At 65.7% G+C, this 14,097-nt stretch carries 14 protein-coding genes; 8 read left to right on the top strand and 6 right to left on the bottom strand.

Annotated elements, in window-relative coordinates:
* The first annotated feature begins 642 nt into the window (after positions 1–642).
* On the top strand, positions 643–2,823 hold the full coding sequence (gene katG, locus G015_RS0109395; RefSeq protein WP_020146572.1) for a catalase/peroxidase HPI: 2,181 nt from the start codon (positions 643–645) through the stop codon (positions 2,821–2,823).
* Positions 2,824–3,040: 217 nt separating this feature from the next.
* Here katG and G015_RS14355 read toward each other — a convergent pair whose 3' ends face one another.
* Positions 3,041–3,166 (bottom strand): hypothetical protein, encoded by a 126-nt coding sequence (locus tag G015_RS14355; RefSeq protein ID WP_018138045.1) that lies wholly within the window; start codon positions 3,164–3,166, stop codon positions 3,041–3,043.
* A gap of 398 nt (positions 3,167–3,564) precedes the next feature.
* Between G015_RS14355 and G015_RS0109385 the strand changes: the two genes are divergently transcribed.
* The gene (locus G015_RS0109385; RefSeq protein ID WP_018138046.1) at positions 3,565–3,939 is read left to right on the top strand and encodes a PilZ domain-containing protein; all 375 of its coding nucleotides are present in this window, start codon (positions 3,565–3,567) and stop codon (positions 3,937–3,939) included.
* 233 nt (positions 3,940–4,172) lie between these two features.
* Here the strand turns inward: G015_RS0109385 and corA are convergent, their stop codons facing one another.
* The gene (corA, locus tag G015_RS0109380) at positions 4,173–5,246 is read right to left on the bottom strand and encodes a magnesium/cobalt transporter CorA (RefSeq protein ID WP_020146571.1); all 1,074 of its coding nucleotides are present in this window, start codon (positions 5,244–5,246) and stop codon (positions 4,173–4,175) included.
* A gap of 138 nt (positions 5,247–5,384) precedes the next feature.
* On the opposite strand from corA, the gene G015_RS0109375 reads away from it, so the two are divergent.
* Positions 5,385–5,870, top strand: a complete 486-nt coding sequence (locus G015_RS0109375) for a universal stress protein (protein ID WP_018138048.1) — start codon at positions 5,385–5,387, stop codon at positions 5,868–5,870.
* A 16-nt stretch (positions 5,871–5,886) separates the two neighbouring features.
* Complete coding sequence (locus G015_RS0109370; RefSeq protein ID WP_018138049.1) at positions 5,887–6,141, top strand: Smr/MutS family protein; 255 nt, start codon at positions 5,887–5,889, stop codon at positions 6,139–6,141.
* Between the two features lie 99 nt (positions 6,142–6,240).
* Here the strand turns inward: G015_RS0109370 and G015_RS0109365 are convergent, their stop codons facing one another.
* Positions 6,241–7,203 (bottom strand): patatin-like phospholipase family protein, encoded by a 963-nt coding sequence (locus tag G015_RS0109365; RefSeq protein ID WP_018174571.1) that lies wholly within the window; start codon positions 7,201–7,203, stop codon positions 6,241–6,243.
* Positions 7,204–7,213: 10 nt separating this feature from the next.
* Positions 7,214–7,645, bottom strand: a complete 432-nt coding sequence (locus G015_RS0109360; protein WP_018862951.1) for a hypothetical protein — start codon at positions 7,643–7,645, stop codon at positions 7,214–7,216.
* Positions 7,646–7,745: 100 nt separating this feature from the next.
* Here G015_RS0109360 and G015_RS0109355 point away from each other — a divergent pair, with 100 nt between their 5' ends.
* A complete protein-coding gene (locus G015_RS0109355) occupies positions 7,746–8,222 on the top strand; it encodes a YbhB/YbcL family Raf kinase inhibitor-like protein (RefSeq protein ID WP_018138052.1) in 477 nt (158 codons plus the stop codon).
* Between the two features lie 208 nt (positions 8,223–8,430).
* Here the strand turns inward: G015_RS0109355 and G015_RS0109350 are convergent, their stop codons facing one another.
* Positions 8,431–9,363, bottom strand: a complete 933-nt coding sequence (locus G015_RS0109350; protein WP_018174573.1) for a carbohydrate kinase family protein — start codon at positions 9,361–9,363, stop codon at positions 8,431–8,433.
* 390 nt (positions 9,364–9,753) lie between these two features.
* Between G015_RS0109350 and G015_RS14315 the strand changes: the two genes are divergently transcribed.
* From G015_RS14315 to G015_RS0109335, 3 genes are read left to right on the top strand one after another with little or no spacing between them, the layout of a single operon-like run.
* Positions 9,754–9,912 (top strand): hypothetical protein, encoded by a 159-nt coding sequence (locus G015_RS14315; RefSeq protein ID WP_018138054.1) that lies wholly within the window; start codon positions 9,754–9,756, stop codon positions 9,910–9,912.
* Positions 9,909–10,643, top strand: coding sequence for an ABC transporter ATP-binding protein (locus tag G015_RS0109340; RefSeq protein ID WP_020146570.1), 735 nt, complete (start codon positions 9,909–9,911; stop codon positions 10,641–10,643). The genes G015_RS14315 and G015_RS0109340 overlap by 4 nt, the downstream gene beginning before the upstream one ends.
* A gap of 15 nt (positions 10,644–10,658) precedes the next feature.
* Positions 10,659–13,019, top strand: coding sequence for an ABC transporter permease (locus tag G015_RS0109335; RefSeq protein ID WP_020146569.1), 2,361 nt, complete (start codon positions 10,659–10,661; stop codon positions 13,017–13,019).
* Positions 13,020–13,740: 721 nt separating this feature from the next.
* Here G015_RS0109335 and G015_RS0109330 read toward each other — a convergent pair.
* Positions 13,741–14,097, bottom strand: a 357-nt coding sequence (locus tag G015_RS0109330) for an integrase core domain-containing protein (RefSeq protein ID WP_020146568.1), incomplete at its 5' end; no start/stop codon positions are given.

Genomic DNA, 14,097 nt, shown 5'->3' with positions numbered 1-14,097 from the left:
CCGGGTATTTTGCGGAAGTGCGGAGTGGTTCGGTGGTCCGTCCATGTGAAGTAGTTCCGTTTCTATATGGTTACGACCTTATCTCTTTTTAGTTTGGTTGCACTGTACCGATATGTAGTGGCGTTTGGCTCCTATGAGGGTTTGTGATCCGTATGTTGTGTCATTGGGGGGGGGGTGGACGTTGGTCCACTGGCGGCTTGTGGTGTGAGTCGCGCGTTACGCTTTGCGCGGCGACCGGGTTGGTGGGCTACTCGCTGCATGGTGGCGAGGCCGGTGTGGGAGGGGTTGGGGTGAACGGGAGGCCAGGGGGTTGGTCGGACTGGGTAGCCGTATCCGCGGATGTTGAAAGTGAGCAGGATAGGGATGTTGGTGGGGGCAAGGAGTGAAGGTCGTCCACCCTGTGCGCAATCCGCAGCACTCGGCGGCGCGATAACCACGGGCTATCGCCGGGATGGGCAATCTCAACTGGTACCCATGACGCCTGGGGCCTACCTTCATAGAGAAACGGGCAGCAAGCCGTTCTTCGGCCGGTTGGAATCCGGAGTGGAATGGCTTGCGGCCCTGAAGAAAGCCATTGCCGTGTAGACGGATGGCGGTTTCCGAAAGACGGACAATCTGAACGCAACGAACCTGGAGAACGACATGGGTGAGCAGCAGAACATGGGCAAGTGCCCGGTCATGCACGGTGGCCAGACCACCGAGGGCCACTCCGTCACGGAGTGGTGGCCGGAGTCGCTGAATCTGGACATCTTGCACCAGCATGACCGCAAGACGAACCCGATGGGCGAGGATTTCGACTACCGGGAAGAGGTGAAGAAGCTCGACTTCGAGGCCCTGAAGAAGGACATGCACGCGCTGCTGACCGAGAGCCAGGCGTGGTGGCCGGCCGACTGGGGTCACTACGGCGGCCTGATGATCCGTATGTCCTGGCACGCGGCGGGTACCTACCGCATCGCCGACGGCCGGGGTGGCGGCGGCACCGGCAACCAGCGCTTCGCGCCGATCAACAGTTGGCCGGACAACGCGAGCCTTGACAAGGCGCGCCGCTTGCTGTGGCCGCTCAAGAAGAAGTACGGCAACAAGATTAGCTGGGCCGACCTGATCATCCTGGCCGGTAATGTGGCCTACGAGAACATGGGTCTGAAGACCTTCGGCTTTTCCTTCGGACGCGAGGACATCTGGCACCCCGAGAAGGACACCTACTGGGGGGCGGAGAAGGAGTGGCTGGCGCCCTCCGACGAACGCTACGGCGACGTCGAAAAGCCCAACACCATGGAGAACCCGCTGGCGGCCGTGCAGATGGGTCTGATCTACGTGAACCCGGAAGGGGTTAACGGCAAGCCTGATCCGCTGAAGACCGGCGAGCAGGTGCGCGAGACATTCGCCCGCATGGCGATGAACGACGAGGAGACCGCGGCGCTGACCGCCGGCGGCCACACCGTGGGCAAGTGCCACGGCAACGGCGATGCCGGCGCGCTGGGGCCGGAACCGGAAGGGGCCGATGTCGAGGAACAGGGCTTCGGCTGGAAGAACCCCAACATGCAGGGCAAGGCCGCGAACGCCATCACCTCCGGCATCGAGGGAGCCTGGACCAAGAACCCGACCCAGTTCGACATGGGCTACTTCGAAGCCCTGCTCGACCACGAGTGGGAGCTCAAGAAGAGCCCGGCCGGCGCCTGGCAGTGGGAGCCGGTGGACATGAAGGAGGAAGACAAGCCGGTCGACGCCACGGATCCGTCCATCCGCCATAACCCGATCATGACCGATGCGGATATGGCGATGAAGATGGACCCCGTCTACCGCAAGTACATGGACGCGTTCCGCAAGGACGCCGAGTACTTCAAGGACTGCTTCGCCCGCGCCTGGTTCAAGCTGATCCACCGCGATATGGGCCCGAAGACCCGTTACATCGGGCCGGACGCGCCGCAGGAAGATCTGATCTGGCAGGACCCGGTGCCGGCCGGCAACACGGACTACTGCGTGGAGGCCGCCAAGCAGAAGATCGCCGCGAGCGGACTGAGCATTGCCGAGATGGTCGCGACCGCCTGGGACAGCGCCCGTACCTTCCGTGGCTCCGATATGCGCGGTGGTGCCAACGGTGCCCGCATCCGCCTGGCGCCGCAGAAGGACTGGGAAGGCAACGAGCCCGAGCGCCTGGCCCGTGTGCTCAAGGTCTACGAGCAGATCTCCGCCGAGACCGGGGCCAGCGTGGCCGACCTGATCGTGCTGGGTGGTAGCGTGGGCATCGAGCAGGCGGCCCGGGCGGCCGGTCACGATGTGCTGGTGCCGTTCATCCCGGGCCGGGGTGACGCCAGCGCCGAGATGACCGACGCCGACTCCTTCGAGCCGCTGGAGCCGCTGGCCGATGGCTTCCGCAACTGGCTGAAGAAGGACTACGTGGTCAAGCCGGAAGAGATGCTGCTCGACCGGGCCCAGTTGATGGGGCTGACCGCGCCGGAGATGACCGTGCTGATCGGCGGTATGCGCGTGCTGGGCACCAACCATGGTGGCAGCCAGCATGGTGTGTTCACCGACCGTGAAGGTCAGCTGACGAACGACTTCTTCGTCAACCTGACCGACATGGCCTACGCCTGGCAGCCCGCGGGCAACGGCGTGTACGAGGTGCGCGATCGCCAGGGCGATCAGGTGAAGTGGACGGCCAGCCGCATCGACCTGGTGTTTGGTTCCAACTCCATCCTGCGTAGCTACGCCGAGGTGTACGCCCAGGATGACAACGAGGAGAAGTTCGTGAAGGACTTCATCCAGGCCTGGACCAAGGTCATGAACGCCGACCGCTTCGACCTGGAGCAGTACCAGCAGTAAGGCCCGAGCCGGGCGGTTCGCCCGGTTCAGATCAAAAGGCGCCCGGGGTTATCCCGGGCGCCTTTTTGTTGCGCAGTGCGAAACCTCTCGGCGTGCCCCCGACGCCCGGGCCGCCCAGGGGGATCGCCACGTCGCTGCGCTCCTCGCATGACGGTGCTTCTCTTACCCGTCATTGCAAGGTCCCGCAGGGGCCGCGGCAATCGGCGGGAGCGACCCGCTATCCGGTCGCGCGCATGCCGCCGCCATCGCACAACTCGACCGAAAACACCTGCCTTGCGTGCCACAGCATCAGCGCGACGCCAAGGCCCAGCAGGGCGAACACGATCCGCAACGTGAGCAGCATGGTGGGTAGCGGCACCGAACGGGCTGGGGTTGGCGGCCGAGTGAAGCGTATGCCATCCGGTGCCCCTTGCCTCCCGCTGTCACCACCTTCGGAGTTGATGCGGCAGGTGGTCTGCCAACAGAACGGTGGGCGTACTTTTTCCCATTCGCTGGGGGGGGCAGGCCGTGCCTGGTACCCCGGGGGGAATTTCTGGAGCTAAACGCGCCTTACAGGACCACAAAACTGCCACTGCTCTGTATAAAACCTATTGAATTCAATTTACTACCGTAGCCTTATCCCGTCTTGAGTCTTGGTGCCCGGAGTGTCCGGCACCGTTAACTCCCTATCCGGATGCATTAGAGTCTGGGGCCGCGAAACGACAATCCAGTGCCCGATGGGGCCAAGACGGGAGTTAGATAATGGATCTTCGAGAGGGGCGTCGCAGGGCCGTCCGTGTGGAAGCCGAGGTGGAGACTCTGGCCGGCGACTCTGAGTACAGAGCAAGCGGCCGGGTCCGCGATGTCAGCCTTAGCGGGTTGTATCTGGAACTGACGGATTCGGTTGTCTCGAAAAATACGAGACTGCGGCTGACCGTGAGCCCGGAGGAGTCCGGGGATGACCGGGCCCACGTCTGGCATTGCATCGTGATGCGGCTGGATGAGCACGGCGTGGGAGCGATGTTCGAGCCTGAAGATCCGTTTGCGGTCGATGGCCTGCTGGATCTGATGCGCGAGAGTATTGGCCTCCGCTCGGTCCAGGATGGTCCGCGGCATGACAGTCTCTGTACACCGTAGACACCACGGGATCACACCTGGCCGTTTGTTCTCGGGACCGACCAGGCGCAAGAGACAAGGCCCGATCCTGGAACCCAAAAGGCGCTTCAAGACAGAGGCTTACCATGTTCCGGCCCGCCATTGTCCCCATTGGAGTGACGGGGTATGGGTTGCAGGAGGCCAGCCCACTGGCCGATCCGGCGCAGGCAGAATCCTATCGGCCAGAGGGCTGGCCTCCTGCAGGTGATTGGGGGTTACAGCCAGCGGCGGCGGCGGAACAGGTAGAGCATGCCGAGGACGATGGCGAGCATGATGCCGAGCAGTACGGGATAACCGTAATAGGTGTAGAGCTCGGGCATCGACCACGGGCTGTCGGGGTGGTCGAAGTTCATGCCGTAGATGCCGACGATGAACGTGAGCGGGATGAAGATGGTGGCGATGATGGTGAGCACGCGGATCACGTCGTTGGAGCGCTGGTTCACGGCCGACAGGTAGGCCTCGATCAGGCTGGAGGCCATGTCGCGGTAGGATTCCAGCAGGTCCATGATCTGGATGGTGTGGTCGTGGACGTCACGCAGCCAGGGCATCATCTCGGGGCTGAACGGGTCCTGGTCGTCGCGCATCAGGCGGGTGATCACGTCGCGCGTGGGCCAGAGCTGGCGGCGCAGCACCAGCAGCTCGCGGCGCACGACATGGATGCGGCTCAGGGTGTCGTGGTTGGGCTGCGAGAGCACGCGTTCTTCCAGATCTTCGATGCGGTCGCCGAGTTGTTCCATCAGCGGGAAGGCCTGATCCACGACCACGTCCATCAGGGCATAGGCCAGGTACGGGGCTCCCAGGCGGTTGAAGTTGCGGTTGGTGCCGCGCATGCGCTGGCGGATGGGCTCGAACGGGTCGGTCTCGCCGCTGTGCACGCTGATCACGAACTGCGGGTGCACGAACAGGTTGAACTGCTCCAGGCGCACGCTATCGCCGTCCAGCTGCGGCTGGTTGAGGATGATCACCGCATAATCGCCAAAGTAGTCGAGCTTGGGGCGCTGGCCGCGATGGCGTACGTCCTCCAGCGCCAGCGGGTGGAGCGCGAAGGCCTCGGCCAGTTGTTGCAGCTGGCGTGGGCCGGGTGTGCCCTGGAAGTGCAGCCAGACGAATCCGTCCACCGGCGCACCTTCATGCATCACGGTTTCCGGGTCCTGGGAGTTCAGTTGTTCGTTGTGGTAGTGCCAGGCGGAAACAACGGCCTCGGAAGGGTGAGGGTGTTCGTGAGCGTGTACCCCGTGGCCCGGGGCCGTGCCGGGTTGCGGGTAGGTCTTCTCGAACAGTCGTGTCATGGGTTCTTCCGGGGCTGTGTTGTCCCGAGTATAGGGCGTTGACGGGCGCAGACGACACGCGGATGCGGTGGCGCGGCGACTCTGGCAGGCTGGGGCACTGGGCCAGCGCGATGGCCTGTAACGAGGAGCGCGGAGCCGATGGAACTGAAGACCATGCTGGTGCCGGTGGACGGCTCGGCCAACGCCTGGCGCGCGGTGGAAGTGGCAGCGGATCTGGCCGCCAAGTATCAGACGCGGGTGGTGCTGGTCAGCGTGCTGCTGCAGGGCGAGGTGCCGCCGCATATCCGCAAGCTGTCGGAGCTGCCCGATCCGGACGACCCGCCCCTGGCGGTCGGCGGTGCAGCCATTGGATCCGCGGTGCCGCCCAAGGTGTTGCGCGACATAGCGAAAAAGCTGGTGGAACAGGCGCACGAGTACTTCGCCGAGCTGGGCGTGACGGATATCGGCCATCATATCGAGGACGGCTCGCCCGCGAAGGTGATCCTGCAGCAGGCCGAGTACCACGATGTGGATATGATTGTGATGGGCTCGCGCGGGCTGGGCGGGTTGCAGGGACTGCTGGCCGGCAGTGTGTCGCACAAGGTGCAGCAGCTGGCGCGCTGCATCGTGGTGACGGTGAACTGAGCGCCGCTGGTTAGCGATGTCACGACTGTCCATCGACCTGCACGAGTGCTTTCGTAACGGGCGCAAGATCGATGCGGCGCTCAACGGCGCAATCGAAGAGGCCTGCGACAAGCGCATCAAGACGGTGGAGATCATCCACGGCAAGGGCAGCGGGCAACTGAAAAAGCGCGTGCTGCGTTTCCTGCAGCAGCCGGAGATCAAACAGCGCTACCACCGGGTGGAGAAGGACTCGAAGAACCACGGCCGCCTGTTCGTGCATTTCAAGCACTGAGCAAGGCCGTTTCTCCTTTTCTGTAGGAGGCCAGCCCTCTGGCCGATGGGTTTTGCCGGCGCCGGATCGGCCAGAGGGCTGGCCTCCTACAAAGGCGGGCTAGCGTTGTTGGTCCCCCAGGCTGCGTTCGGCGAGGTGGTAGCCGAGTTCGATCATCTCGCGGGCACGGTGGAAGTCGAAGATGCCGCAGGCGTTTACGGGCACCTCGATCAGGTGTTCGGGGTTGTAGGCGGCGATGCGAAAGCGCGCGATCGAGCCCTGCATGGCCTCAATGGAGTGGGAGACGACGTCGATCATGCTGAGCGCTCGGGCCTCCTGCGCGCGGCTCATGCCGTCGGTCGTGGAGCCCAGGCCCAGCTTGCCTGGCCAGTCCTGTAGCCAGCCGCCGACCCGGTCCGGCAATACGTCCTGCAGCCGCTGATTCAGGCGGCTGCGTCCCAGTTTTTCGGCCTCGACGTCATCGAAGGCATTGGGGCGGGTGACGCGCGTGAGTTCGTCGCCCATGCGCCCGTTCATGCTGACGGCCACGGTGATGTCGGTGTGGTCGTTCAGGGTCGGCGCGATGGGTACCGGGTTTAGCAGGGCGCCATCCACCAGCAGCCGTCCGCGATGGCGCACCGGGGTGAACACGGTGGGGATGGCGATGGAGGCGCGAATGGCGTTGAACAGCGAGCCGGAGTTCAGCCAGACCTCGCGTTCGCGCTCGATGTCGGTGGCCACCGCGGTAAAGGAGATCGACAGCTCTTCGATGTCGATGTCGCCCAGCATGTCGCGCAGTTTGCCGATCAGGCGGTCGCCCCGGATCAGCCCGGCACCGCGAAACGAGAAGTCCAGCAGCCGCCAGACATCCTGACGGCGAAGGGTCTTTACCCAGTCCTCGTAGATGTCCAGTTTGCCCGCTGCGTAGATGCCGCCGATCAGGGCGCCCATGGAGGCACCCGAGATGGAGCGAATGCGGTAGTCGGAGTGCTCCTCCAGCCAGCGGATGACCCCGATCTGCGCCAGGCCGCGGGCGCCGCCGCTTCCCAGTACGAGCGAAATCGACTGTTCGTGATCGTCCATCGTCGGGTCGCTAGGAAGAGGCGTCGCTCAGCAGGAAGTCGTGCAGGGTTCGGGCGGACTCCGTGGCCGACTCTTCCAGGCGCACCTGCCACACGGCCACTGGGTGTTCCGGCGACCATTCGCTGATCACCACCAGCCCCGAATAGACGTTCGTGCCGCGGACCGTACCGACGGTGACGCGCCCGGTATCGTCGCCGAACAGGCGGACTTCGAACTCCGAACCGGGCGTGGGCAGGGACCAGTACCCGTTCTGGCCTGTCTCGCGGAATTCTTCGTCGGAGGGATGCACCGCCTCGCCAAAGTGGCGGCGCAACAGTGGTACGGCGAGACGGTGGGGCAGGCCCAGCACGGTCTCGATCCCCGATCGGCCGCGGTCGATCGCGCGCGCAGCCCCGGTTAGGGGGTCTTCTCGGCCCAGCCAGCGTTTTACAGCGTTCAGCATGCCCTCGATGATCCGCGTGACGGCGGGCGGCTGCAACCGGTTGGTGCGGGCCCGGGGCGCGCGTTAGGGTGGCGGGTACGCATTGATCAGGAGATTGGCGATGGGTTTTGCACTGTCCGACCTGCAGCTGTCCAGTTCCGCGTTCGGTCCTGGCCAGCCGATCCCGAAGCGCCATACGGGCGAGGGCGAGGACACCTCGCCAGCGCTCAAGTGGAGCAACCTCCCGCGGGAAACGCGTTCGCTGGCCGTCATTTGCCATGATCCGGATGCCCCGCTGATCAAGTCCGGCACCTACGGCTTTGTGCACTGGGTGCTCTACAACCTGCCGCCGGATACCGACGGCCTGCCCGAGGCGGCTACGCTGGGCGATGTCGGCGAGAACGACTTTGGCGGCACCGGCTACGGCGGCCCGATGCCACCCGAGGGCCACGGCAAGCACCATTACTTCTTCTGGCTGCTGGCGCTGGACCGCGACCTTCAGCTCCCTGCCGGCCTTACGCTCTGGCAGTTCCTGGAGCGCGCCGAGCCCCACGTGATCGGCATGAACCGCCTGGTCGGCACCTACCAGCGCGACTAGCCCTGGAGTCACAGTTCTTATTGTAGGAGCCGCCTTGGCGGCGAAGCCCCTGCCAGAGCCGGGCACAGGCAGGGGCTTCGCGTGCAAGCACGCTCCCACGGGGCAGGGGTCGGAGCGGGTGCCATCCACAAAAAAGGCCCGGACCGAGGAAACTCGGGCCGGGCCTTTTGCGTTCCCGGGCGGAGTGCCCGGGGCGGCGTGAGGTCGCTTAGTAGCGGTAGCCGAAGGCCTTTTCGAACTTGTCGGCAAATTCGGCGGCGGTGAAGTGGTGGTTCTGGGTGCCGGAGTGGGCGATCTTGATCGAGCCGATCAGCGAGGCGATGCGGCCGGTGGTTTCCCAGTCGTAGCCCTGTTCCAGGCCGAACAGGATGCCGGCGCGGTAGGAGTCGCCACAGCCGGTCGGGTCCTTGATCGCGGCCGGTTCGACCGACGGGATGGTGATCTTCTTGCCGCCGGTGTAGATGTCGGAGCCCTCGCCACCGCGGGTGACGATCATTGCGTCGACCATCTCGGCCATCTGCTCCAGGCTCAGGCCGGTGCGGTCGGAGGTCAGCTGCGCTTCGTAGTCATTGAACGCGGCATAGGTCGCCTGTTCCATGAAGCGCTTCAGGTCGTCGCCGTCGAACATCGGCAGGCCCTGGCCCGGGTCGAACATGAACGGGATGCCGGCCTCGGCGAACTGCTGGGCGTGCTCGATCATGCCGTCACGGCCGTCCGGGGAGACGATGCCGACCTTGATGCCGTCGGCCTCGGTGACCTTCTGCTGGTGCGAGAAGCCCATTGCGCCCGGGTGGAAGGCGGTGATCTGGTTGTCGTCCTGGTCCGTGGTGATGAACGCCTGACCGGTGTAGGTGTCGTTCAGCTCCTTGATGTGCTTGCGCGAGATGCTGTGCTTGTCCATCCAGTCGGCATAGGGGGCGAAGTCGCCGCCGACGGTGGCCATGATGGTCGGCTCGCCGCCCAGCAGCTTCATGTTGTAGGCGATATTGCCGGCGCACCCGCCGAACTCGCGACGCATGTCCGGGACCAGGAAGGACACGTTCAGCATGTGCACCTTGTCCGGCAGGATGTGGTTCTTGAAGCGGTCGGGGAACACCATGATGGTGTCGTACGCGATGGACCCACAGATGAGTGCGGACATGTTGACTCCTTGCGTTGTTGAAACGGGTTGGCATGGCACCGCTTGTGGTGCCAAAACGGCTCTGCGGCGCGCGATTTCGGGATGCTCGGCGCGTCTGCGGCAGGCCGGACGGTGCGCATAGGGTAAATATTTGGGCGCAAAACAACAAATCGGGGGCCCCCGCGACGCCGTTCGTGCCACCGTCATCGCGAGTCGCGAAGCTCCCGCCCTGTGATTGCGAGGAGCCGAAGGCGACGTGGCAATCGGCCAAAGCTGTCTGCACGCAGGAACAGGCGGCTTCGGATGGAGATCGCCACGTCGCTTCGCGACTCGTGATGACGGGGCGGGGCAGCGCCGTGCCGGAGGCTTTGTGGCAGCATTGGGGTACTGTCGCGAGCGAGGGCCTGTCCGATGAAACCACGTGTCCTGATCCCGATCCTGATCATTCTGCTGTTGCTGCTGAGCCTGTGGTCCATGAGCCTGGATGGCGAGGGCGGCATCCTGCCGAGCGCGCCCGAGCCGGGGGCCTCGGCACCGCAAACCACGCACCTGGTGGCCGCTCCCGCATGAGCGCGTACCCGGCCCCCGTGGCCACGCGGGAGACGATCTTTCGCGCGGCGGGGGTGACCAAGGTCTACCGCATGGGCGAGGTGACCATCCACGCCCTGCGCGGGGTGGACCTGGAGCTGTACACCGGCGAGCTGGTGGTGATGCTGGGGGCCTCGGGCTCCGGCAAGTCGACGCTGCTGAACATCATGGGCGGGCTGGACACCGCGACCGAGGGCGAGGTGCGCTACCGCGACCAGGACCTGGCGCAGGCCTCCGAGCGCACGCTGACGGCCTTTCGCCGTGACCATGTCGGCTTCGTGTTCCAGTTCTACAACCTGATCGCCAGCCTGACCGCGCGCGAGAACGTGGCGATCGTCACCGAGATCTCGCGCGACCCGATGTCACCGGAGGAGGCGCTGGCGCTGGTCGGGCTGGAGGACCGCATGGACCACTTTCCCTCGCAGCTCTCCGGTGGCGAACAACAGCGCGTGGCCATCGCCCGCGCGATCGCCAAGCAGCCGGCGGTGCTGCTGTGCGACGAGCCGACCGGCGCGCTGGATTCGAAGACCGGCATCCGCGTGCTGGAAGTGCTGCAGCACATCAACGAGCGCCTGGACACGACCGTGGCGATCATCACCCACAACGCGGTGATCGGCGAGATGGCCGACCGGGTGATCCACCTGAGCGACGGGCGCGTGAGCGAGATCCACGAAAACGCCACGCGCCAGTCCCCGGCCGAACTGCACTGGTAGCGACCGCGGACGACCATGCGCGCCCTGAACCGCAAGATCCTGCGTGATCTCGGCCACCTGAAGGGGCAGGCGGCGGCGATCGCGCTGGTGATCGCCAGCGGCGTGATGACGCTGGTGATCGCCGTGACCAGCCTCGACGCCCTGACCATCACCAAGGACCGCTTCTACTCCGAATACCAGTTCGCCGACGTATTCGCGGAGATCACGCGCGCGCCGGAGAGCGCGGTGGAGCGCTTTCGCGATACGCCGGGGATCAACCAGATCGAGACTCGGGTGCAGGCCCCGGTGCGCCTGGAGGTCGCCGGTTTTGACGACCCGATCCGCGGCACTGTGCTCTCGATACCGGACGGGGGTGAGCCACTGCTGAACCGGCTCTACCTGCGCGAGGGGCGGCTGCCGGAGGCCGGACGCGAACGCGAGGTGGTCGTCAGCGAAGCCTTCGCGGAGGCCCACGAGCTGTGGGCCGGCGACGCCCTGCGCGCGATCATCGACGGGCGCCTGACCGATCTGCAGATCAGCGGCATCGCGCTGTCGCCGGAGTTTGTCTATCAGATCAGCCCCACCGACCTGCTGCCGGACTACGAGCGCTACGGCATCCTGTGGATGAACCGCCGCGCGCTGGCTGCCGCCTACGGGATGGAAGGGGCATTCAATTCGGTGGCCGTGAGCCTGGAGGCGGGTGCGGACCCGGCCCCCGTGATCGAGGCGATGGACCGGGAACTGGCGCGCTACGGCGGCATGGGGGCCTATGGCCGCGACGACCAGTTCTCGCACCGCTTTCTGTCCGAGGAGCTGACCCAGCTGCGGGCGCAGGCGGCGATCCTGCCGACCATCTTCCTGGCCGTCGCGGCCTTTCTGCTGAACGTCGTCGTCGGGCGCATCATCCGTTCCCAGCGCGAGCCGATTGCCGTGCTCAAGGCCTTCGGCTACGGCAACGGCGCGATCGCCGGGCACTATGCCCTGCTGACCGGCGGCATCGTGCTGGTGGGCTGCGCGCTGGGGCTCGCATTTGGGGCCTGGGCCGCGCAGGGCCTGGCCGGCATCTACGCGGAGTACTTCCGCTTCCCCGAGATGAGCTTTCGTCTGCAGGGCTGGGTGATGGTGCTGGCGGTCGGCGTGGCCATGGGCGCGGCCATGCTTGGTACCTTCCGCGCGGTCTGGCAGGCGGTGCGCATGCAACCGGCCGAGGCCATGCGCCCGCCGGCCCCGGAGCGCTTTCACCGCGGCTGGCTGGAGCGCTCGGCGGCCTGGGGCGCGTTCGACCAGCCGACCCGGATCATCCTGCGCAACCTTGCGCGCCACCGGCTCAAGTCCGTGCTGTCGGTGATCGGCATTGGCCTGTCCGGGGGGCTGCTGCTGATGGGCGCCTACCAGCTGAACGCGGTGACCCAGATGCTGGACACCCAGTACGGGCAGGTGCTGCAGATGGACATCGACCTGCAGTTCACCGATCCCGTGCCGGCGCGCGCGGCCGGCGAGCTGCGTCACGAGCCGGGCGTGCTGGCGGTGGAGACCTTCCGCGCGGTACCGGTGCGGCTGGTCGGCGTGAACCGCGAGGAGCGCGTGCGCCTGCTGGGGCTGGACGCCGAACCGCGCCTGCGGCAACTGCCGATGGGCGGCGGGCGCGGGCGACTGCCGGACGAGGGCATCCTGCTGACGGATTATCTGGCCGAACAGCTCGGGCTGCGCGTGGGCGACCCGGTGGAGGTGGAGATCCTGGAAGGGCGCCGCCGCACGGTCACGGTGCCGCTGGCCGGTGTGGTGGAGGAGCCCATCGGTGTCGGGGCCTATATGTACCGCCCGGCGTTGAACCGCCTGATCGGCGAGGGCCCGGCGGTCTCCGGTGCCTGGTTGCTGACCGACCGCGCACAGGAGGACGCGCTGTTCCGCAGCCTGTCCGACCGCCCGCGGGTCGCCAGCGTCGGACTGATCGCCGAGGCCGAGCGCAACATCCGCGAATACATCGGCGAGACCGTCATCGTGTTCGCGATGGTGTTCGTCGCGCTGGCCGTGTCCATCGCCTTTGCCGTGACCTACAACAACGCACGCATCACCTATGCCGAGCGCGCCCGCGACCTGGCCACGTTGGAGGTGCTCGGCTACTCGCGCGGCCAGGTCAGCTGGATCCTGCTCGGCGAGATCGCAGTGCTGACCCTCGCGGCGATCCCGGTCGCCTGGCTGACCGGCACGGGCTTCGCCTGGCTGCTGAACCAGGCCTTTGCGATGGACCTGTTCCGCGTGCCGCTGGTGATCACGCCGCAGGCCTACGGCTTTGCCGCACTCGGCATCCTGGTCGCGGCCAGTCTGACCGCCTTTCTCGCCTGGAGGCGTCTGCAGCAGCTCGACCGTGTGCAGGCCCTGAAGGCGGCGGAGTAGCGGTCGTTGTTGCCCGCCTTTTTTGGCTGGATCTGGTTCGGCATCTGGTGTTTACGGCGGCCTTGGTCCACCGCCTGCCAAGCGCTGTCTCGGCAGCGCACCCCGAGGTACTTCTTTGCTCGTGCAAAGAAGTACCCAAGAAACACGCCCGACTGCCGCGACCCCGGCCCGCTGTGCGGGCCGGGGTTTCCCTCGCTCCGAGGGTTTTCGCGGGCGGCGCTGAAACTCGCTGCGCCTTCGGCTCCGCTCAGACAGTCAGCGCCTCTCTTCCCGCGAAAACCCTCTCCACTCGGCGCGACGACAACGGGGGTGAAGGTCCAAACAACGGCTGTCCCAGCGGCGTAGCACATGGATGGAGGCTGGGTCTTCCGACATCTTGGGCACGCGCGGCCTACGGCCATGGCGTGCCGCGCCCGCAAGCGGGCGCTAAGGGTAGGATGCCGATGAGCGCAGCGAATCGCATCAGGGTTGCCCCGACGTTGGAACGGTGCGTTTCGCTGTGCTCAACCGCACCCTACGGCGTTGGAGTTAAGTACAAGCGCGGGGAGACCTTCTGTTTTGACCTTATCCCCCCGTATGAAGCCCCTTGCGGAGGGGTCCTCGGGACGGAAAAGAGGCGCTGACTGTCTGAGCGGAGCGTAGCGCAGCGAGTTTCAGCGCCGCCGGCCCGAGGGCCCTGGAGCAAGGTCCCCGGGCGGAATCCGGGTGCCCTTTGTAGTGGTCAAGTGATTTCGGACACCTCGATCGGTGTTTCGGCTGTCCATTTTCGCTCGTAGGCGTTAGGCGACAGGTAGCCCAGGGTCGAGTGCCTTCGGCGCTCGTTGTAGAAGCCGACGATGTAGTCGGTGATGTCCCGGGTGGCCTCGCCGTGATTGGCATAGTCCCGTCGCCAGACGCGCTCCATCTTCAGGTTTAGGAAGAAGCGTTCGGCCACCGCATTGTCCCAGCAGTTACCCCGCCGGCTCATGCTGGCCCGGGCGCCGTGCTGCACCAGCAGACGCCGCCAGGCGTCGCTGGTGTACTGACAGCCCTGGTCGGAGTGCACCAGCAGCCCCGGCTCGGGTTGCCGGCTCTGCAG

It is taken from the genome of Thioalkalivibrio sp. ALJ15 (assembly GCF_000383695.1).
Lineage (GTDB): Bacteria > Pseudomonadota > Gammaproteobacteria > Ectothiorhodospirales > Ectothiorhodospiraceae > Thioalkalivibrio.
This window is presented reverse-complemented; position numbering and strand designations above follow the sequence as displayed.

Bases quoted from the DNA above. Each gene is read 5' to 3' on its own strand.
- katG (WP_020146572.1), top strand. From the start codon at position 643: ATGGGTGAGCAGCAGAACATGGGCAAGTGCCCGGTCATGCACGGTGGC.
- G015_RS14355 (WP_018138045.1), bottom strand. From the start codon at position 3,166: ATGCTGCTCACGTTGCGGATCGTGTTCGCCCTGCTGGGCCTTGGCGTC.
- G015_RS0109385 (WP_018138046.1), top strand. From the start codon at position 3,565: ATGGATCTTCGAGAGGGGCGTCGCAGGGCCGTCCGTGTGGAAGCCGAG.
- corA (WP_020146571.1), bottom strand. From the start codon at position 5,246: ATGACACGACTGTTCGAGAAGACCTACCCGCAACCCGGCACGGCCCCG.
- G015_RS0109375 (WP_018138048.1), top strand. From the start codon at position 5,385: ATGGAACTGAAGACCATGCTGGTGCCGGTGGACGGCTCGGCCAACGCC.
- G015_RS0109370 (WP_018138049.1), top strand. From the start codon at position 5,887: ATGTCACGACTGTCCATCGACCTGCACGAGTGCTTTCGTAACGGGCGC.
- G015_RS0109365 (WP_018174571.1), bottom strand. From the start codon at position 7,203: ATGGACGATCACGAACAGTCGATTTCGCTCGTACTGGGAAGCGGCGGC.
- G015_RS0109360 (WP_018862951.1), bottom strand. From the start codon at position 7,645: ATGCTGAACGCTGTAAAACGCTGGCTGGGCCGAGAAGACCCCCTAACC.
- G015_RS0109355 (WP_018138052.1), top strand. From the start codon at position 7,746: ATGGGTTTTGCACTGTCCGACCTGCAGCTGTCCAGTTCCGCGTTCGGT.
- G015_RS0109350 (WP_018174573.1), bottom strand. From the start codon at position 9,363: ATGTCCGCACTCATCTGTGGGTCCATCGCGTACGACACCATCATGGTG.
- G015_RS14315 (WP_018138054.1), top strand. From the start codon at position 9,754: ATGAAACCACGTGTCCTGATCCCGATCCTGATCATTCTGCTGTTGCTG.
- G015_RS0109340 (WP_020146570.1), top strand. From the start codon at position 9,909: ATGAGCGCGTACCCGGCCCCCGTGGCCACGCGGGAGACGATCTTTCGC.
- G015_RS0109335 (WP_020146569.1), top strand. From the start codon at position 10,659: ATGCGCGCCCTGAACCGCAAGATCCTGCGTGATCTCGGCCACCTGAAG.